Consider the following 19,452-nt stretch of genomic DNA (forward strand, 5'->3'; position numbering starts at 1 on the left):
AAGTCCTTCATGAGCGGTCGGCGGGCGGTGTCGGGGTCTGGGAGGTGCTCGCAGCGGTGACCGGCGGGCCCGGGGCCTCCTCGGTGGATGGTTCCTGCGGGTCGTCGGGCCACAGGTCGGCTTCGGCGTGTGCTCGCAGCGTGCCTCGCTGGAAACCGGCGAGGGAAGAGGCCGCGCGCTCCGCGGTGAAGTCGTCCGGGTAACCGTCTTCCTCGACGGCCCCGGCGGACGTGGAGTCCTCGCGCAACTCGGTGGCGAGGCTGGTCTGCGGGACCCTGCGGGGCAACGGGGTGAGACCTTCGGGCCGAGCGGCCGTACCCTGCGTCCGGTCCGTGGCGTTCGCCACCCCGCTCGCCCGGAGGCCCCCACGACCCGAGGTGTCCGGCGCACCGGGCCCGGAGGCGGACGCACCGGCCGCGGCCGCCACGGCGCCCGTCGCGAGGGGCGAGTCGCCTGTCGAGGACGCGCCGTCCGTCGAGGACGGCGTGTCGGCCGGGTCGGGCGAGGCCGGCGCGGGGTCCTCCGAGGCCGGTCGGCTCGGCGCCGGGTCCCCTCTACTGGCCGATGGGGCCGACGAGTCGGGCGCCGGAACGGAGGCGCCCCTTGCCGGCAGGGGCGACGCGGCCGGTTCGGCGCCCGACCGGCCGTGCTCCCGCGCCGCGTCCGGTGTGTCCCGCGCGGGTGACGGGAGGTCCGAGCCCGGGGAAGGGGATCCGGTCGTCGCCGGCTCGCTCGGGTCCTCGGCCGCCGGGGTCGACGGACCGGGGGCGTCGCGGACCACGATGTCGTGCGGGACCAGCACGATCGCCGTGGTCCCGCCGTACGGTGACGAGCGCAGGGTGACGGCGATCCCGTGCCGGGTCGCCAGCTGGGCGATCACGAACATGCCCAGCCGCAGGTCGTCGGCGAGCGCCACCACGTCGAACTGGGGCGGGACCGCCAACTGCGCGTTGAACGAGGCGTAGTCCTCCTCGGACAGGCCGAGGCCGCGGTCCTCGACCTCGATCGCCAAGCCCCTGGCCACCAGCGCGGCCCGTACGCCGACCGGGCTGGGCGCCGGCGAGTAGGACGTCGCGTTGTCGATGAGCTCGGCGAGCAGATGGATCACGTCCGCCACGGCGGGTGGCGCGATGTACACGTCCTCCTCGGTGTGCACCTCGGCCCGCCGGTACTCGGCGACCTCCCCGACGGCGCTGCGCAGGATGTCGATCAGCGCCACCGGCTCCGTCCAGCTGCGCCCCGGCCGGCCGCCGCTGATGATGACGAGGTTCTCCTCGTAGCGGCGCAACTGGCTTGCCGTGGAATCCAGTTCGTAGAGCCCGTTGAGGACGTCCGGGTCCTGGTGCCGCCGCTCCAGTGCGTCGAGCTTGCTGAGCTGGAGGTTGACCAGGTTCTGGCTCTGCCGGGCGATCCCCAGGATGACCTTCTGGAAACCGCGCCGGGTGTCGGCGAGTTCGACCGCGGTGTGCACGGCGGTGCGCTGCGCCGTGTTGAACGCCGCGGCCACCTGGCCGAGTTCGTCGCCGCCGTAGTCCAGCGGAGGGGTCGCCGAGTCCACGTCGACCGTCTCGCCCCGGTCCAGCCGGGCCACGACGTCCGGAAGCCGTTCGTGTGCCAGGCTCAGCGTGGCCATCCGCAGCCCGTGCAGCCGCCGGGACAGCGAACGGGTGATACGCCAGGACATGCCGACGCACAGCAGCAGGGCGGCGAGACCGCCGGCGCTGAGCGAGGCGGCCGTGATGAGCAGCTCGCGTGCCTCGTCCGCGCTGTGCTGGAGCAGTGCCGTGGTCTGCAGCCGGATCAGCCCCGAGTACTGGTCGGAGACCTCGATGAGCGCGGCACGCCACTGTTTCTGCACGTCCGGCAACGCGATGTCACCGTTTTCGCCCTGTTTCGTGCGGGCCGCGAGCACCTTGTCCTCTACGGACTCCAGGATCTGCCACTGGTAGCTCGTCAGGATCTTCTCGGTCTGCGTCTTCGCGGTGCCGGTGAGCGAGGGGACGATCTGGTCCTGCACGAGCCAGCGCCGGGTGTTCACCAGCTGGGCGAACTCCGCCCACGTCTTCTCGTCCATCCGCTGTCGGGGCCCGGCGAGCGTGAGCTGGAGGTCCTCCTCGGAGACCAGTTCGGCCGCGTGCTCCAGGGCGACGAGCGGTCCGGCCTGCGAGGTGAGGTCGCCGTCGTCGACCTGGGACAGCTCCTGGAAGGCGTGGATCTGGTCGTCGATGATCGACGTGTACTGGTCCAGAGCCTGGGCGGCGGTGATGTCGACGGGGTCGTCCACCTGGCCCCGGTAGTACTCCAGGCTGCCCACGGAGGCGACGACCGAGTACATCCGGTCCCTGACACGGTCGGACGCCTGCTGGATGTCGTCCGACCGGGCGACGAGCTTGGCGACCGCCGCGTCCGTCTTCTCGCGCTGTGCGTCCAGCGCGGCCCGGGAGCCGGCGGGCCGCGAGGCCAGCCACACGGCGGACAGGCTGCGCTCCTGCTGGAGCATGAGCGTCGCCTCGGTGCCCATGGCACCGGTCGACCGGCTCAGTTCGGTCTGCGCGCGCAGTCGCAGCCCCTCCGCGAACATCTGGGTCGTCGTCACACCCCACATGGCGGCGAGGGTGACGCTGGGCACCAGGGCCAGCAGGATCAGCGAGAGACGTATGGAGCCGAGACGTCGGCGCCGGGCACCTGTCCGTGGAGACATAGTCGTCCTAGAGCGAGCAGCGGGGGGGAGGGGGAGGAGAAGCGGGGGAGACGGGGGAAAACGGTCCGGTCAGCGGGTGCCGGCGGCGGCGAAGCGGGCGACTTCGGCGACGTTGGTCTTCGTGACGAAGGCCGGGCCCGTCAGCACGGGCGACACACCGCCGCCGCTGAGGTTGCCGTTGGTCTTGTAGAGCCAGAGCCCGTCGACTGCCAAGTAACCCTGTAGGTAAGGCTGTTGATCCACCGCGAACTGAACGCTGCCGTCACGGACTGCCGTGACCAGGTCCTTGTTGAGGTCGAAGGTGGCGACCTTGGCCTTGCTGCCGGCCTTCCCGGTCGCCTGCACCGCGGCGAGGGCGAACTGCGCCCCGTTGGCGATGACTTCGTCGATGTCGGGTTCCTGGCGCAGGCGTGCCGCCACGGCTGCGGTCATGGCGTCCATGTCCGTTCCGTCGACGTAGAGCATCTCGGTCTCGCCGGTGAACGTCTTCTTCACGCCCGCGCAGCGGGCCTCCAGGGCGATGTTGCCCCGTTCGTGGATGACGCACAGGGCGTGCTTGGCGCCGAGGCCGTCGAGTTTGTCGCCGACGGCGCGGCCCGCGACGCTCTCGTCCTGGCCGAAGTACTCCAGAAGTCCCGCCGAACGCCAGGCGTCGATGCCCGAGTTGAGTCCGACCACGGGTATGCCGGCCGCCTTGGCCCGGGCCACCGGACTCTTCATGGCCTGCGGTTTGGCGAGGGTCACCGCGATGCCGTCGACCCGGTCGCTGATCGCGTCCCGCACCAGCTCGGCCTGTCCGGCGGCGTCGGGGTCGCTGGCGTAGGTCAGGTCGACGCCGTCCTTGGCGGCCGCGGCTTCGGCGCCCTTGCGCACCAGCTCCCAGAAGTCGTCGCCCTCGGCGCCGTGGGTGACCAGGGTGATCTTGATGCGGTCGGCCGAGCCGCCGGCCGGGTCCGTGTCCGAACCGGACGACGCGGCGCCGGAGCAGCCGGTCAGCAGGAGGAGGCAGCAGGCCGCGGCCAGGGCGGTGAGGCGTACGGATCCGAGGGGAACGGGAGCGGAGGGAGCGGGGAGGGGAGGGTTCATGGGGGGCTGCACCTCGCTGTGCGGCAGAGCAGGGAGGACGGGGCGAGCACCGCCGGAGCGAGGGGGTGTGCACCGGCGAGAGGCATTCGTTGGCTCGGAGCCAACCGTGTGTGACCGCTGGTAGTCAAGTGAGCAGCCACACGGGGTGAGGCGCTGCTGCCGCATTGTGATCCGGAACGGTGCGGCGAGGACCGAAGGGAGCATATCCGCAGCTGAATTGACTGATCGTCAATCGACGGGCTCGGTTCAGGGCTTGCGGGCCACCGCCCCGTACATCGCGATGTACGCGTCGCGGACGACCTCCGTGCCGGCGCCAGGCATGCTGAGGACTCCGAAGGACCTGAAGCTGCCCGAGGCTCCGAAAGCAGCGTAGGCCCCGGAGGCCGAAAAGCAGGCCCAGCCCTCGTCCCCCGGTTCTCCTCCGGCCCTTCCCGCCCTTCTCGCGCTTCTCCCGCTCTCCCGGTCCCGGCTCTTCTGGTCGTCCTGGCTCCGCCTAGAGCGTGTCTCCTTGATCCGTTTGTCGGTTGATCGGACATGTCCGTCCGATCAGTGATCACTGATGCGATGTGGGACCGGATCAAGCCGTTGATGCCTGCCGATCCGGTCCGCGGTCGACGGTGGGCCGATCACCGTCGCACCCTGGAAGCCATCGTGTGGAAGTACCGCACCGGCTCGCCTTGGCGGGACCTGCCAAACGAGCTCGGGTCATTCCAGACCGCTCACAAACGGCTGCTCAGATGGGCCGTGGACGGCACCTGGGAACGCATCCTCGCCGCAGTTCTGGCAGCAGCAGACTCTGATGCCGACATCGGCTGGACCGTGTCAGTGGACTCCACCGTCTGCCGGGCCCACCAGCACGCCGCCGGAGCCAGAAAAAGGGGGCGCCCGGTCGGGCTGAGCCCGACGATCACGCGCTTGGTCGTTCCCGCGGCGGCCTGAGCACGAAAGTTCACCTCGCCAGCGACAGCCATGCACGCCCCTTGACCCTCCGCGTCACCGCGGGTCAGGCAGGTGACGCACCAGCCTTCGAGGCCGTCATGGCCGGTATCCGTGTTCCGCGAAGCGGGCCGGGAAGACCGAGAACCCGACCGGACACCGTTCTGGCGGACCGCGCGTATTCGTCACGCGCGATCCGGAAGCATCTCCGCCAACGCGGGATCCGCGCTGTCATTCGCCAGCCGTCCGACCAGGCCGGCCACCGTCGGCGCCGAGGCCGTTCAGGTGGCCGGCCGCCCGCCTTCGACGCCGAGGCGTACAAGCAGCGCAACGCGGTCGAGCGATGCATCAGCCGGCTCAAGCAGTGGCGGGGGCTGGCCATGCGAACGGACAAGCTCGCAATCGCCTACGGGGCAGCGCTCTACCTCGCTGCCATCCTCATCTGGGCCCGGGCGTAGGGGCGTCGGGCCGCATGATTTGGAGAGGCACGTCCTCGGCCCAGCGTGGCAGCATGCGGCAATGGCCTTTCGACACCCCGACGGCGACTACGCGATCACCGCGATGTACTCCGTGCCCGATGACGCCTGGTATCTGGAACTGGATCTCGTGGCCGGGCAACGGGCTCTCGTGACCGCAATCGTCCCCGACGAGGATCCGGCACGGGAACCCACGGTGTGCTTCAACCCGAACGCAGGACACACTGACGTCCCATACGAGGTCATGCGCTGGTTCATGCACCAGGTCGATGAAGAGATCAGTACCTCCCGTGCCTGGATGCGGCTGAGACCGGAGCTCGTCGAGATCATCTACCAACTCCGTCAGGAGCACATGGGCGCCATCGACGATGACGACTTTCCCCAGGTACTGGCGGACGTGCGCACCACGATTCCCGAGGAAGACCTCTCCGACGTTCTAGAAGCCGCCTTCGGGCGGAATCCTGACGGCACCACCATGAACCACCCGCAAACGCCCCAGCCTGTAGACGGTCAAGGAGACAGGGCCTAGTCCTCCTCGCTCCCCTCCGCTTCGTCCTCTTCCTCTTCCGTTTCCTCGAAGAAGTCGCCGATCTCGTCCACCACTTCGGCCGCCACCATGCCGCCGACGAACCCCGCGCCCAGTCCCGCCGCGCCCGCGGCGACCGCCGTGCCCACGCCGGGGCCGGAGCGGTGGACGGCGAGGTGGTCGGCGTGCGGTGCGGAGTGGACGTACGCCTGCGCGCCGTACGCCTCCCGGTGCTCGGTCAGCCGGCGGATCCAGCCGTCGACCTCGCTGTTCCAGTCGAGAACGGGCACGTCCTCGTGGCGCACGGTGAAGCGGGTCAGCGCGTCGTGGCCGGGGGTGAGCGGGCCGCCGCGCTTGTCGGCCTCCAGCACGACCTCCAGGCCGGACGCGGTGGTGAGGAAGGTCAGCTCGATCTCGGTCACCGCGTGCGCGTACCGCGGGGGCGGGGTGAGCTCGATCTCCTGGTAGAACGGCAGCCGTTGACCCGTGCCCCCGATGCGGCCGTGCTCCAGGTCGGCGGAGCGGAAGCCGAACCCGAGCTGTCCGAGAGCCTCGAGGACCGCCTCCTGCACGGGCAGGGGACGGACGACGAGCGGGTCGAGATCGCCCCGGTCGCGGGCGTCGGCCACCGCGAGCTCGGTGCGCACACCCAGGACGACGCCCAGCGGCTGCCCGTACAGCTCGGTGACCGGCGTCTCCCAGGGCACCGTGACCGAGAACGGCACACTGCGTTCCTCGTCCGCACCGAGCCGGAAGCCCCCACCGACGACATACCGCTCGAAGGCGACGGTGCCCACGCTCTCGCCCTCCTCGCCCTCCGCCTCGACGCGTGCCAGCAGCTCCAGGCCGATCTCCTCGATCTCCACGGCCGCGCCGCCGCCCCGCAGCCGGACCTGACCCGACAGTGCCCCACCGGGCAGCACGGCCTCGCCGTCGAGCACCGTGTCCACCGAGGGGCCGCCTACGCCGATCGCCCCGAGCAGCCGTTTGAACACCATGCCGCTGTCGCTCCTTCACGCCGAACCCATTGCCTCGAACCCATTGCGGTGATCTTCCGCTGAACTCGTCGCGACGGCAAAGAAGTTCCCAAGTCACCTGTTCGAATGACAGGCGGTGGCGGGGTGACGAAACCGGCGGGGCCGGGCGCGGCCCGCTGTGCGCAGGTCGTCCCGGCCCCGCCGGTGAAGTGACGTACGGCTGTGAGGCGCGACCGCGTGTCCCGTCCGCGCGTCAGGTCCGCGAAGGTCCGCGGGTCAGGCGGGCTTCCCCGCTCCGGGCAGCGGGCCGTCCTGCCGGACCGACTCGGCCGTCCGTTCGGTCCGCGTCTCCTTGCGCCGCTGTCGGCGGCTCTGACGCGGTTCCTGGTCGGGCAGCCAGCCGAAGGCCAGGCTGCTGCCCACGGCACCCATCAGAAGGCCTATGACGAAGCCGCCGATGTTGGAGGTGAGCCAGGTGCCCAGGGAGAGCAGGATGGCGATGATCGAGTAGAACAGCCGCTGGGTCGGGTTGAAGAGGATCAGCAGACCGCAGACCACCATCAGGGTGGGCAGGAGGTATCCCGCCAGGCCCTGCATACCCACATGAAGGATCACCGGGAGCGGCGCCTTCATGGTCACGAGTATCTCGGCGCCGCCCAGGACGAGCAGCACGCCGCCCGCGAAGGGCCGGTGGCCTCTCCACTCCCGGAAGCGGTCCCGCCACTGGGTGAAGGTCATTACTTGCAGCCCTCGCTGGAGAAGCTCATCTTCAGGCCGGGAAGCTTGAAGACGGCCGCGGTGGCCGCGTAGTTGTGCTGATACAGGTTCTTGATGACGACCGTGTCGGCCTGCTGGCCGTAGACGCCCGCGGGACCCTGGATCGGGACCTTGTCGAAGGTGCTGGAGTCGCGGCCGATCTCGATGTTGTTGAACTCGGCGTCGCCCGAGATCTCGTCGGAGTCGATGGCCAGGTTCTTCACGCTCACCGGGGTGGATCCGCCGCCGGCCCTGAGGATGAGCTGGATGCCGCCGAGGTCGACGCTCTGGCACATGTTGGTGATCTTGCCGTTCTTCACGACCGAGGTGACGACCAGGACCTGACCGCCGGTGTCGCCCTGGTTGGGGCTGTTCTCGATCATGTTGTCCAGGCCGCCGAACTGGGCGAAGCCCTCACCGTCGAGCCGGTCGGCGGTGACGACGAAGGGCATCCCGGAGATCGCGAACTGGACGCCCAGGGCGCCCTGCGCGGTGAGGACCGCGAGTCCCGCGGCGATGAAGGTGGCGGGCACCGCCATGACGGCGGCCCGGCGCAGCCGGACCCGGCCGTGTCTCGCTGCGGAACCGCTTTCGGGGTTCTCGGGGGTGTGGTCGGCGGACGAATTGACGTCCGGGGACGAGGCCATGTCTGCTCCCATGCACTTGGTCATGCGGGTTGGGCTTCAGTGGCACGTTGTCCTGGCGCGGACAGCGGCTGCCGCGCACGCCTCCTCGCGACTCCCGGAAACCGCAAGGGCTTTCTGGTTACGCAGCAGTAGCCGACGAGGAAGTTACCGATGGTTACACCAGCCGGTCAAGGGAGATGTGGAAAAAGAGTGTTCATTATGTGCCGCCTGCGGATCGCATGCCGGAAGGGACTTCTGCATATATCTGTCGGGCCATCAACTTTGTTTCAGAGCCTTGACGTTGACTGACCATCAGGTCTACAACTCTCCCTGGCTCAGCCGGGATCCGTGGCGCCGGATCCGCAGCGCGGCGACATCGCCGCGCTCCCGGACGCTTTCCAGCCAGTACGGGCCACTCGGTCCCGAGCTCGATCCCTCCACGGCACCGGCACGGCCGCTTCCCCCCGCGGGCCGCGACCGGTCGCCCCTCCCCGCCCGGCCCGGCCGGAGTCACTCGCCAGTGCCTCCGACCGGTCACCGGCCGGCCGCCGTTGCCGGTCCGTCACGTACGGAGAAGGCGTCACGGGCCGGCGGCGGCGGACGCCCGTCGGCGTCCCCCTTCTGTCGCGATCAGCGACGCGCCGGTTCACCCCCCACCAGCCGATCCCCCCAATGAAGCCCCACTTGAGAAAGAGGCACCCGCATGCTGCGCTCCCGCTCCCTCCTCGCCCTCGCAGGTACCGTCGCCGCCCTCTCGCTCACCGCCGTCACCCCGGCCTCCGCGGCCGGCGCGGTGCTGACGACGGCCAACGGCGACGTCGCCGTCGGTGACGTCCTCAACGCCTCCCTCGCCAGCGGCACGACCGCCACGCTGTACTCCAGCGCGACCGGCACCAGCGGCGTCTCCTGTGCCACGTCCGGGTTCAGCGCCACCGTCACCGACAACCCCACGGCGCCCGGCACCGCCACCGAGTCGCTCACCGCGCACACCTTCAGCAACTGCACCGCGAACGTCGTCGGTGTGCTCGGCGTCACCAGCATCACGGTCAACAACCTCTCCTACACCACGAGCGTCGCCTCCGACGGCACCGTCACCGTGACCCCGCCGAGCGGCTCCACCATCCAGACCACGGTCGTGCTGCGCACCCTGCTGGGCAGCATCAACTGCGTCTACCAGGCGCCCAGCCTGACCGGCGCGGCGAGCAACGCCGACAACAGCATCACCTTCACCAGCCAGCAGTTCACCAAGTCGTCCGGCTCGTCGCTCTGCTTCGCCAACGGTTTCTTCACCGCCAAGTACGCCCCGGTGACCGACGCGGGCGCGGCCGTCACCGTCAACTGAACACCGGCGCCGACAACTGAACACCGTCCGCGCGGCTGATCGGCCGACGCACAACCTGGCTCCGTGCGAACGGAGTTCAGCGTCGACGCAGACGCACGACGAGGGCGGCGCCGCCGGTGAGCACCAACACCGCCGCGGCGCCGCCCGCCAGCACGGGTGCGGACGGCCCGGAGCCGGCCCCGGTCGTGGACGCCACCGGCGTGCTCTCGGGACTGGCCGCCGGGGCCTGGGCGGGTGCGGCGCCGGAGGCGGTCGCCACCGACGGAGCGGCGGACGGTGAGCTCGGCGCCGTGCTCGCGGACGCCGAGGGCGTGGCCGAAGCGGGCGCCTTCGTCGTCGGGCTGCTCTCCGGCTTGCTTTGTGAGACCGCTTCCGGGAACACCACGTCCGAGCACGAGTAGTAGGTGTCCGGCGTGCTGCTGTTCTGCCAGATCGTGTAGAGCATCTGACGACCGGTCCGGTCGGCCGGCAGCTTCGCGGTCAGGTGGTAGGCGCCGTCCGTCAGCGCCGGATCCTTGACCTCGGCGAAGGGCCTCGTCGGCAGGTCGGACCAGGTGAGCGGCTTCGACGGGTCGTACCCCGGCTTTGTCAGATACAGCTTGAACGTGCCGGTGTGCGCGATCGTCGAGGCGTAGGTCATGCGCAGCGTCCCGCCCGGGGTGAGCCGGGTCGACGGCCAGTCGGCGCGGGCGAGGTCGAGTCCCTTGTACGCGGACAGGCCGCCGCTGCACAACTGCCCGTCGGGAATGGTCTGCCGGTCGCGGCCGTTCACGTTCGCCACCCGCAGGTTGTCCCACGCGGCGAAAGAGGTGCCGCCTGCGTCGACGGCCGCCCGGCAGGCCGCGGTCCTCGCGTCGGCTCCGCCTTCGGGGGAGCAGGCGAACACCCGGCTGACCGGATTCGTGGGGGCGCCGTGCGCCTGGGCCGGTCCGGCGGCCCACAGGCCCAGCAGGAGCGGGCTCACGGCGGCGGTCGCCAGGGCTGCGGTGCGGTGTGCGGTCGTGCGGGGCATCGGGGACGTCTCCTCGGCCGGCGCGGGAACGGTCTGCTGTCAGTACGGGAATCCGGTCCGGCGCGTTCAGTGCGTCCTGCGGTGGCTGTCGCGCCGTACGGAAACGATCAAATCGGGCGTTCGTTGACCGATCTGATTCGTCGAGGGTTCGTTTTTGGCCGGATCGAGGGTTTCCCCTGTATCCGGATGACTGATCCTTTGCCTATCGTTCCTGCACAGCCGACCCACAGGTAACCCCGACGGGGTCGGTTCCCGCGCCTGGCCGGCCTTTCGCGCTGCTCTTCGATGCACCCCCCGCCGCTTCCCCGCCGAAGCGAATCGACCGCCGCTCCGCCCTGCCCGGAGTCGGTTACGAAAGGCACGCCCTTGCGCACCTCACCCGCCCTGAGACGGAAGCTGATATCCGTCGCCGCGGCCTCCGCGGCCCTGCTCACCGCCGCGTCGACGGCCTCGGCCGTCGCCGCCCAGGAAACCGTTTCCCAGGGTTCCACCGTCCCGGCCGCCCAGACCGAGGCCGCGCCCGGCACCCCGGCCGAGCGCCTCATCGTCGGTTACAAGTCCGGTGCCGCCGAGGCCAGGTCGAACCCGGCCGCCGAGGCCGACGCCGCCGCCAAGGGTGAGAAGACCGGCGAGGACGTCGACTTCCAGCGCCGTCTCGGCACCGGCGCCGCCCTGGTCGACCTGGGTGACGACCTCACGAAGGCGGATGTCGCCGACGTGGTCGCCCAGTACCGGGCGGACCCGCAGGTCGCCTATGTCGTCCCGGACCGGCTGAACAAGCCGAAGGCCGACCCGAACGACACCGAGTACACCAAGCAGTGGGACCTCTTCGAGTCCACCGCCGGTATGAACGTGCCGGGCGCCTGGGCCACTTCGACGGGCACCGGTGTCACCGTCGCCGTCATCGACACCGGTTACGTCGCGCACACCGACCTCGCCGCGAACATCGTCGGCGGCTACGACTTCATCGCCGACACCGCGGTCTCCGTCGACGGCGACGGCCGCGACGGCAACCCGGCCGACCCGGGCGACTACTACGCCGCCGACGAGTGCGGCTCCGGCATCCCGGCGAGCAACTCCTCCTGGCACGGCACCCACGTGGCGGGCACCATCGCCGCCGTCACGAACAACAGCAAGGGTGTCGCGGGCATCGCGTACGGCGCGAAGATCTCGCCGGTCCGGGTGCTCGGCAAGTGCGGCGGCTACGACTCCGACATCATCGACGCGATCACCTGGGCGTCCGGCGGTACCGTTTCCGGTGTTCCCGCCAACTCCAACGTCGCCAAGGTCATCAACATGAGCCTGGGCGGCGACGGGGCCTGCACCTCGGCGACGCAGAGCGCCATCACCGCCGCCGTGAACCGGGGCACGACCGTCGTGGTGGCCGCCGGCAACGAGAGCGACAACGTCGCGAACCACTCGCCGGGCAACTGCAACAACGTCATCTCGGTCGCCGCGACCAACCGCACCGGCGCCAAGGCGTCCTACTCCAACTACGGCTCCCTCGTGGACATCTCGGCGCCCGGCGGCCAGACCAGCACCGGCACCGCGAACGGCATCCTGTCCACCCTGAACTCCGGGACCAAGACGCCGTCGAGCGAGTCGTACGCCTACTACCAGGGCACCAGCATGGCCACTCCGCACATCGCGGGCCTGGTCGCGCTGGTCAAGTCGGCGAACTCCGCGCTGACCCCCGCGCAGATCGAGACGGCCATCAAGAACAACGCCCGTGCCCTGCCCGGCGCCTGCTCCGGTGGCTGCGGCGCGGGTCTGGCGGACGCGGCCAGGACGGTGCAGGCGGTGAGCGGCTCCGGCGGCTCCACGGGGGGCACCACCTTCACCAACACGACCGCGCTGTCGATCCCGGACAACGGTTCCGCCGTCGAGTCCTCGATCGCCGTCAGCGGCCGCTCCGGCAATGCCCCGGCCGCCCTCAAGGTCGGTGTCGACATCACCCACACCTACCGCGGCGACCTGGTGATCGACCTCGTCGCGCCCGACGGCACCGCCTACCGGCTGAAGGCGGCCAGCTCCTCGGACTCCGCGGACGACGTCAGCACGACGTACTCGGTGAACGCTTCCGGCGAAACCGCCAACGGCACCTGGAAGCTGCGTGTCCAGGACACCGCGGCGCAGGACACCGGGAAGCTCAACAGCTGGCAGTTGACGTTCTGAGGCAACTCGCTTCTCGCCGCTTGCGACGACAGGGCGGGCCGGCCGGTGTGGATGGACACCGGCCGGCCCGCCCGCTGTCTGTTTCGACCTGTTTCCGGCGAAGCCTGTTTCGGCCTGTTTCCCCGCGGCGCCGTGGGCCGGCTCCGGTGCTCTCGGCAAGCTGCTCTCGGCGGCAACGAGTTGCCTGTGTATTTCCAGCCGTTTCTCCGGAAAACAAACCGGCCGCCTCGCACATGAATGCCGCCCGAGAGGTGTGCTCCACAGGGTGTCGTGGGAACCTCGGTATGCGGTGACACGTGTCGCTCGGGCGTTCCGGCACCCTGTCCGCAAGGCGCTCACAAGCGGAAACCGCGCACCCCGTCTCTTTTGAGTCGGGCTCGATTATGCCCCCGGTACGTTCTCTGTGGGAGGCTTCCGTGGAAGGTCAGCGGTGGCAGGCAAGTCGGGTGAGCGCAGGGGGCGTCGGCGGTCTGTACTCCCGTGGCCCCTACAGTCGTACCGTGAGCTATTGTGTACGGGGAGTAAGAAAAAACGGCATGACCCGTTCGTTACCGGCCCGGGAGAGTACCAGTCGATGGCGAGGCAGTTACGCGCCGAACAGACCCGCACGACGATCATCACGGCCGCCGCCGACCTGTTCGACCGGCACGGCTACGAGTCGACAAGCCTCAGTGACATCGTCGAGCACGCCCATGTCACCAAGGGCGCCCTCTATTTCCACTTCGCGGCGAAGGAGGATCTGGCGCACGCCATCATGGAGTTGCAGTCCTCGGCCTCACGCCGGATCGCCGGCGAGATCGACGACCGTGGCTACGCCTCGCTCGAAGCCCTGATGCGCCTGACGTTCGCCCTGACGCGGCTGTCGGTCGAAGGCCCGATCACCCGGGCCGGCCTGCGGCTCGCCACGGGGGGAGTGGCGGTCCGGCCGCCGTTGTCCCATCCCTTCGCGGAATTGCTGGACCTGATCTCCCGGCGGCTCGGCGGCGCGCTCGCGGAGTCCGACATCCATCCGGACGTCGACGTCGACGCCGTGGCGCACTCCCTGGTCTGCTTCTTCGTCGGCACCCGAGTCGTCGGCCGTTCCCGCGAACCCGCCGGCCGACTGCCCCGCCGGATGGCCGAGATGTGGCACGTCCTCATCCGCGGCCTGGTACCGGTACCGCGCCGACCGCGCTATCTCAGTCTCGCGGCACGGCTGGAGCGGGAGATCATGGCGGTGGTGTGACGGGCTCGGGGCGCGCGGCCGTGGTGCGGTGACGGTCGGCCCGAGCGGCGGACCCCCGGGATACGGTGAGCCGCATGTCCGACACCCCCGCGCCGCCCGTGATCCTCGGCGACGAACCCGGCTCGTTCCCCCACGGCGTCCTGGCCGAACGGCATCCGGCGATCATCCAGCAGGTGCGGGAGGCGTTCCCCTACGGTCCCGACATCCACCGGAGTCTGGACGCGCTGCTGGACAACTGCACCAAGGGCGTGATCGAACCGCTCTCCGACGGCGCGCCCGACCGTGACCGGTGGCGGACCTGGGGTCTCGACGCGTATGTCGGCCGATCCTGGTTCGACGTGCCCTGGCTGTGGTCGGAGAGTTACTTCTACCGCCAACTCCTTGACTCCGTCGGCTACTTCGGTCCCGGGCCCTGGCAGGGCATCGACCCGTTCCGCCCCTTCAAGCTCGCCGAGCTCGACGCGCCCGAGACCGACGAGGAACTGGCCGCGCTCGACACCCTCGAGGGCCGTCCGGCCGACGAACGGGCTCGCGCGCTCCTGCACGGCTCCCTCTGGGGCAACCGTGCCGACCTCGGCTTCCGGCTGTCCGACGTCGAGGCGGAGAAGCGGGCCGCGGTGGCGGGGTTGGTCGCCGACGACAGCGAGACGCTGTGGTCGCTGCTGCCGGCCGCGGATACGTATCCGGATGCAGGTACGGAAACCGGTTCCCGAGCCGGTACCGAAACCGGCACCGGTACCGAAACCGGCACCGGTGCCGATACCGAAACCCGAACCGGAGTCGATACCGGTACCGGAGCGGGCACCCTGTGCCTGGTCGCCGACAACGCGGGTCGGGAGCTGATCCCCGATCTCCTCCTGGCCGCCCACCTGCTCGCGAACGGGCGGTGCGGCCGCGTCGTCCTGCACGTCAAGCCGTACCCGTACTACGTCTCCGACGCCACCACGGCCGACGTCGTCGACGCGCTCAGGAAGCTGACGGCCGCGCGGGGAGCGGCCGCCGACTTCGGACGGCGGCTCTGGGCGGCCATGGCCGACGGCACCCTCACGGTGCGGGCCCATCCCTTCTCCGCCGCCCCGTTGCCCTACGCCGCGATGCCGGACGACCTGCGGGCCGAGTTCGCCGCGGCCTCCCTGACGATTGTGAAGGGCGACCTCAACTACCGTCGCCTGGTGGGGGACAGCCGGTGGCGCCCGACCACCCCGTTCGCCGATGTCACCGCCTACTTCCCCGGCCCGGTCGCGGCGCTGCGCACCCTGAAGTCCGACGTGATCACCGGTCTGGACGCCGGCACCGAGGCCGCCCTGGTCGCCGCCGAGGGGCAGCGCTGGCGCACCGGAGGAACGCACGCACTGATCCAGGTACGGGAGTGACACCCGCGGGGCAGCGGAGCGAAGAGGTCGTCGGGGTCGGCGAGCAAGGACCGGAGCGGGCACCGAACTGCCGGGCGAACGCGACCGGAGCGCCCGCCGTGGTCCGCCCGCGTCAACGGCGCTGATCGACGCCGATCGACGACGACCGGGCAGGTGGCGGGAGGGCCCAGGCGACGGATACGCCAAGTCCCGTACGGTTCACGGCTTCCCGCCCGATTCACGCGATGGTGTGATCATGTGTCGCCCCGCGGATGGCGGCGCGGACCCCCGGGTAGGGCCCGGCCATGACGCAACCGTTCGAACTCCCGCACTTCTACATGCCGCACCCCGCGCGCCTGAACCCGCACGTCGAGGAGGCGCGGGCCCACTCGACGCAGTGGGCGCGCGAGATGGGCATGCTGGAGGGGTCCGGGATCTGGGAGCAGGCCGACCTGGAGGCGCACGACTACGGCCTGCTCTGCGCCTACACCCACCCCGACTGCGACGGTCCCGCGCTGTCGCTGATCACCGACTGGTACGTGTGGGTGTTCTTCTTCGACGACCACTTCCTCGACATGTTCAAGCGCACCCCGGACCGGGCCGCCGGCAAGGCGCACCTGGACCGGCTGCCGCTGTTCATGCCGCTGGACCTGTCGACGCCCGTGCCCGAGCCGCGCAACCCGGTCGAGGCGGGCCTCGCCGACCTGTGGACGCGCACGGTGCCGGACATGTCGCAGGACTGGCGTCGCCGTTTCGCCGTGGCGACGGAGCACCTGCTCAACGAGTCGATGTGGGAGCTGTCCAACATCAACGAGGGGCGGATCGCCAACCCCGTCGAGTACATCGAGATGCGGCGCAAGGTGGGCGGCGCGCCCTGGTCGGCGGGGCTCGTGGAGTACGCGACCGCCGAAGTCCCGTCCGCCGTCGCCGGGTCGAGGCCGCTCAGGGTGCTGATGGAGACCTTCTCCGACGCCGTGCACCTGCGCAACGACCTGTTCTCCTACCAGCGAGAGGTGGAGGACGAGGGCGAGAACAGCAACGGCGTGCTCGTCCTGGAGACGTTCTTCGGGTGCACCACCCAGGAGGCCGCCGACACCGTCAACGACATCCTCACCTCCCGCCTCCACCAGTTCGAGCACACCGCGTTCACCGAAGTGCCCGCGGTGGCCATGGAGAAGGGCCTCACGCCCGACGAGGTCCTCGCGGTCGCCGCGTACACCAAGGGTCTGCAGGACTGGCAGTCCGGCGGCCACGAGTGGCACATGCGCTCCAGCCGCTACATGAACAAGGGCGTCACCTCCGACGCGCCCTGGCAGCGGCTGACCGGTCCCGGCACCTCCGCCGCCGACGTCGGCGCGCTGCTCGCCTCGGCCGCCGCCGAACGCCTGCGGGCGTACGCGCACGTGCCGCACCAGAAGGTCGGCCCGTCGCTGCTGCCCGACTTCCACATGCCCTTCCAGGTGGAGCTGAGCCCGCACCTGGAGGCGTGCCGCCCGCGTCTGACGGCCTGGTCGCACCGGATGGGCATCCTGGAGGAGGGCGTCTGGGACGAGGACAAACTCGCCGCCTACGACCTCCCGCTGTGTGCGGCCGGCCTCGACCCGGACGCCACCGCGGAGGAACTCGACCTCAGCGCCCAGTGGCTCGCCTGGGGCACCTACGGCGACGACTACTACCCGCTCGTCTTCGGCAATCGTCGCGACCTGGCCGCCGCCCGCCTGACCACGGCCCGGCTGTCCGCCTGCATGCCCGTCGACGGCGAGGCGGTGCCCGTCGTCCCCGCCGACGCCATGGAGCGCGGCCTGATCGACCTGTGGGTGCGCACCACCGCGGGCATGACCCCCGACCAGCGGCGCACCCTGCGCGACGCGGTCGACGTCATGACCGAGAGCTGGGTGTGGGAGCTGTCCAACCAGCTCCAGAACCGTGTCCCCGACCCGGTCGACTACCTGGAGATGCGCCGCGCCACCTTCGGCTCCGACCTCACGCTGAGCCTGTGCCGTATGGGCCAGGGCCCGGCCGTGCCACCGGAGGTCTACCGCAGCGGTGTCGTCCGCTCGCTGGAGAACGCCGCCGTCGACTACGCGTGCCTCACCAACGACGTCTTCTCGTACCAGAAGGAGATCGAGTACGAGGGCGAGATGCACAACGCGATCCTCGTCGTGCAGAACTTCTTCGGCTGCGACTACCCGACCGCGCTCGGCATCGTCCATGACCTCATGACCCAGCGCATGCAGCAGTTCGAGCATGTCGTCGCGCACGAACTGCCGATCCTCTACGACGACTTCGACCTCTCGCCCGAGGCGCGCGAGGCGATGGGGCACTACGTCGCCGACCTGCAGAACTGGCTGGCCGGCATCCTGAACTGGCACCGCGAGGTCGACCGCTACAAGTCCGCGTACCTGGCCCGCCGCACCCACGGCTTCCTGCCGGACCTCGCGCCGCCGGTGCCCGTCCCGCACCTGTCGGCCTCGGCGCTCTCCTACAGCTGACGCTCCTTGAGGGAGGCGTGCTCGACCGCGGCTCGCGCCAGTGCCCGGACGATCGGGTGCGGGCGCGAGCCGTCGCCGGACAGCTCCGGCTGGAAGAGGGAGGCCAGGAAGAAGGGGTGGCCCGGCAGTTCGGCGATCCGCACCTGGCCGCTCTCGTCGTGGCCGGAGAAACGCAGGCCCCGGGCGCGCAGGGTGTCGAGGTGGCGGGAGGGGCCGTACGCGCAGAAGTAGCGCTCGACCGTGCGCTCCGAGCCGATCACGGACTGGGCGAGCGACCCCGGCTCGATCGTCACGACGCCCTCGTGGCCGACGAGCGAACAGGCCAGGGGCTCGATGAGCAGATCGTCCGCGTCGGGGTCGTTCTCGGCGTGCGCGGCCCGCGACAGTCCGCAGACGTTGCGGGCGTACTCCAGGAGCGCGTGCTGGAAGCCGCCACAGGTGCCGAGGAACGGGATGCCCTCCTCGCGCGCCGTGCGGATCGCGGACAGGACGCCCGCCTCGCTGCGGTAGGGGCTGCCGGGCACCACCCAGACCGCGTCGAAGCCGCGCACCGCGCCCTCGGCCTCCGCCTCCTCGGACGGGATCCAGTAGGCGTCCAGGAGCAGCCGGTCCCGGGCGGCGAGAGCGTCCACCAGAAGCGGGACGCGCGTGTGCGAGACGACGTTCGGGGAGCGGTCGCCGACCAGGGCGACCCTGGCGATCTGAGCGGTGGTGTCGGTCATGCCGTTCATCCTGGTGGCGGCACGGACTTCACGTCCAACGATGATTCCTGCACCCTCGATAAGCAGAACTGATGCGGCCTGCGACCCTGGGCGCATGGACCCGCATCTGCTGCGCACCTACGTCACCGTCGCGCGCCTCGCCTCCTTCTCCGAAGCCGCCCGGGAACTCGGTTACACCCAGTCCGCCGTCTCCCAGCACATCGCGGCCCTCGAACAGGACCTCGGTGCGCCGCTGCTCACCCGCCGGCCCGTTCTTCCCACCACGGCCGGCGAGCGGCTGCTCGAGCACGCGGGACCGCTGCTGCTGCGCCTGGACGCGGCCCGCGCGGACGTCGTCCGGATCGCCTCGGCGCCCTCGCACGGGCTGACCCTGGCCGGCTCGCCGACCGCCCTCGGCCCGGCGGCCCTCGCCGCGCTCCCGTCCGCCGGGGTGACACTGCGGGTGCTCGGCCGTGACGACGTCTCCGCCGCCGTCGCCGACGGCACGGCCGACGTGGGCCTCGTCGACGGTCTGGCCGCGCCCAGTGACCCGCTCCGGCTGCCCGACGTCGCGCCGCTGACCACGTACGGCGTCGGCGAGGAGCCGGTCCGGGTCCTGCTGCCCGCAGGCCACCCGCTGGCCCGGCGCAGCGGCCTGCGCCTCGGCGACCTCGCCGACGCGCGCTGGCTGGACGCCCCCGACGCCGGGCTGCCGCTGCCCCAGCTGCGGGCCGCGAACGGCGGCCACGGTTTCCGCCCCGCCCTGCGCTACGACGGCACCGACCTCCGCGTCCTGACCGCCCTGGTGGCCGCCGGCCACGGCCTCGCTCTGCTGCCCCGCTCGGTGGCGGCCGACGTGCCGGGCACGGCCGCCGTCCCGGTCACCGGGCCTCGGGTCGTCCACCGGATCGAACTCGTGTATGCGGGTACGCCGTCGGGTGCGGCGCGGACGCTGGTGGAGGCGCTGTCCACCCGTACGTGACCTGCGGTGCGGCCGACTCGTACCGCTCCTGCCCCTGGGTCAGTCTCACTCGTTCGTGGCTCGTGGTGCGCCGATGCGCCGGGTAGA

Annotated in this window: 15 protein-coding genes; 8 read left to right on the forward strand and 7 right to left on the reverse strand. The window is 70.6% G+C overall.

Going from position 1 to position 19,452, the window contains the following annotated elements; genetic code table 11:
• Positions 1-7: 7 nt before the first annotated feature.
• The gene (locus OG736_RS33185; RefSeq protein ID WP_327185640.1) at positions 8-2,701 is read right to left on the reverse strand and encodes a sensor histidine kinase; all 2,694 of its coding nucleotides are present in this window, start codon (positions 2,699-2,701) and stop codon (positions 8-10) included.
• Positions 2,702-2,770: 69 nt separating this feature from the next.
• On the reverse strand, positions 2,771-3,787 hold the full coding sequence (locus OG736_RS33190) for a substrate-binding domain-containing protein (RefSeq protein WP_327185641.1): 1,017 nt from the start codon (positions 3,785-3,787) through the stop codon (positions 2,771-2,773).
• 534 nt (positions 3,788-4,321) lie between these two features.
• On the opposite strand from OG736_RS33190, the gene OG736_RS33195 reads away from it, so the two are divergent.
• Both OG736_RS33195 and OG736_RS33200 read left to right on the forward strand, forming a co-directional pair.
• Positions 4,322-5,181, forward strand: a protein-coding gene (locus tag OG736_RS33195; RefSeq protein ID WP_327185642.1) for an IS5 family transposase whose coding sequence is annotated in 2 segments (ribosomal slippage) — positions 4,322-4,673 and positions 4,673-5,181 — 861 coding nt in all. Because the reading frame shifts where the segments join, the coding sequence is not laid out codon by codon here.
• A gap of 61 nt (positions 5,182-5,242) precedes the next feature.
• A complete protein-coding gene (locus tag OG736_RS33200) occupies positions 5,243-5,728 on the forward strand; it encodes a hypothetical protein (protein WP_327185643.1) in 486 nt (161 codons plus the stop codon).
• Here the strand turns inward: OG736_RS33200 and OG736_RS33205 are convergent.
• The 3 genes from OG736_RS33205 to OG736_RS33215 form a co-directional block, all read right to left on the reverse strand.
• Positions 5,725-6,723 carry a sporulation protein gene (locus tag OG736_RS33205; protein ID WP_327185644.1) on the reverse strand — a complete coding sequence of 333 codons (999 nt, stop codon included), beginning with the start codon at positions 6,721-6,723 and terminating at the stop codon, positions 5,725-5,727. The genes OG736_RS33200 and OG736_RS33205 overlap by 4 nt on opposite strands.
• Positions 6,724-6,978: 255 nt before the next feature.
• A complete protein-coding gene (locus OG736_RS33210; protein WP_327185645.1) occupies positions 6,979-7,440 on the reverse strand; it encodes a DUF6114 domain-containing protein in 462 nt (153 codons plus the stop codon).
• Positions 7,440-8,105 carry a DUF6230 family protein gene (locus OG736_RS33215; protein WP_327185646.1) on the reverse strand — a complete coding sequence of 222 codons (666 nt, stop codon included), beginning with the start codon at positions 8,103-8,105 and terminating at the stop codon, positions 7,440-7,442. The genes OG736_RS33210 and OG736_RS33215 overlap by 1 nt, the downstream gene beginning before the upstream one ends.
• A 685-nt stretch (positions 8,106-8,790) precedes the next feature.
• Between OG736_RS33215 and OG736_RS33220 the strand changes: the two genes are divergently transcribed.
• Positions 8,791-9,426, forward strand: a complete 636-nt coding sequence (locus tag OG736_RS33220) for a Tat pathway signal sequence domain protein (RefSeq protein ID WP_327187770.1) — start codon at positions 8,791-8,793, stop codon at positions 9,424-9,426.
• Positions 9,427-9,502: 76 nt separating this feature from the next.
• Here OG736_RS33220 and OG736_RS33225 read toward each other — a convergent pair whose 3' ends face one another.
• Positions 9,503-10,438, reverse strand: coding sequence for a lytic polysaccharide monooxygenase (locus tag OG736_RS33225; RefSeq protein WP_327185647.1), 936 nt, complete (start codon positions 10,436-10,438; stop codon positions 9,503-9,505).
• 366 nt (positions 10,439-10,804) lie between these two features.
• Here OG736_RS33225 and OG736_RS33230 point away from each other — a divergent pair, with 366 nt between their 5' ends.
• The 4 genes from OG736_RS33230 to cyc2 all read left to right on the forward strand — a co-directional run bounded on the left by OG736_RS33230 (position 10,805) and on the right by cyc2 (position 17,682).
• The gene (locus OG736_RS33230; RefSeq protein WP_327185648.1) at positions 10,805-12,613 is read left to right on the forward strand and encodes a S8 family peptidase; all 1,809 of its coding nucleotides are present in this window, start codon (positions 10,805-10,807) and stop codon (positions 12,611-12,613) included.
• 574 nt (positions 12,614-13,187) lie between these two features.
• A complete protein-coding gene (locus OG736_RS33235; protein ID WP_327185649.1) occupies positions 13,188-13,838 on the forward strand; it encodes a ScbR family autoregulator-binding transcription factor in 651 nt (216 codons plus the stop codon).
• A gap of 74 nt (positions 13,839-13,912) precedes the next feature.
• Positions 13,913-15,211 (forward strand): damage-control phosphatase ARMT1 family protein, encoded by a 1,299-nt coding sequence (locus OG736_RS33240; protein WP_327185650.1) that lies wholly within the window; start codon positions 13,913-13,915, stop codon positions 15,209-15,211.
• A 284-nt stretch (positions 15,212-15,495) separates the two neighbouring features.
• Positions 15,496-17,682: a germacradienol/geosmin synthase Cyc2 gene (gene cyc2 / locus OG736_RS33245; RefSeq protein ID WP_327185651.1), complete on the forward strand. Its 2,187-nt coding sequence runs from the start codon at positions 15,496-15,498 to the stop codon at positions 17,680-17,682.
• Here cyc2 and OG736_RS33250 read toward each other — a convergent pair.
• Positions 17,673-18,404, reverse strand: coding sequence for a CTP synthase C-terminal region-related (seleno)protein (locus tag OG736_RS33250; RefSeq protein WP_327185652.1), 732 nt, complete (start codon positions 18,402-18,404; stop codon positions 17,673-17,675). The two genes, cyc2 and OG736_RS33250, sit on opposite strands and share 10 nt — an antisense overlap.
• A gap of 94 nt (positions 18,405-18,498) precedes the next feature.
• Here OG736_RS33250 and OG736_RS33255 point away from each other — a divergent pair, with 94 nt between their 5' ends.
• Complete coding sequence (locus OG736_RS33255) at positions 18,499-19,365, forward strand: LysR family transcriptional regulator (RefSeq protein WP_327185653.1); 867 nt, start codon at positions 18,499-18,501, stop codon at positions 19,363-19,365.
• The last annotated feature ends 87 nt before the right edge of the window (positions 19,366-19,452 follow it).

This window comes from Streptomyces sp. NBC_01334 (assembly GCF_035983595.1).
In the GTDB taxonomy this organism is placed as follows: Bacteria; Actinomycetota; Actinomycetes; order Streptomycetales; family Streptomycetaceae; genus Streptomyces; species Streptomyces coriariae.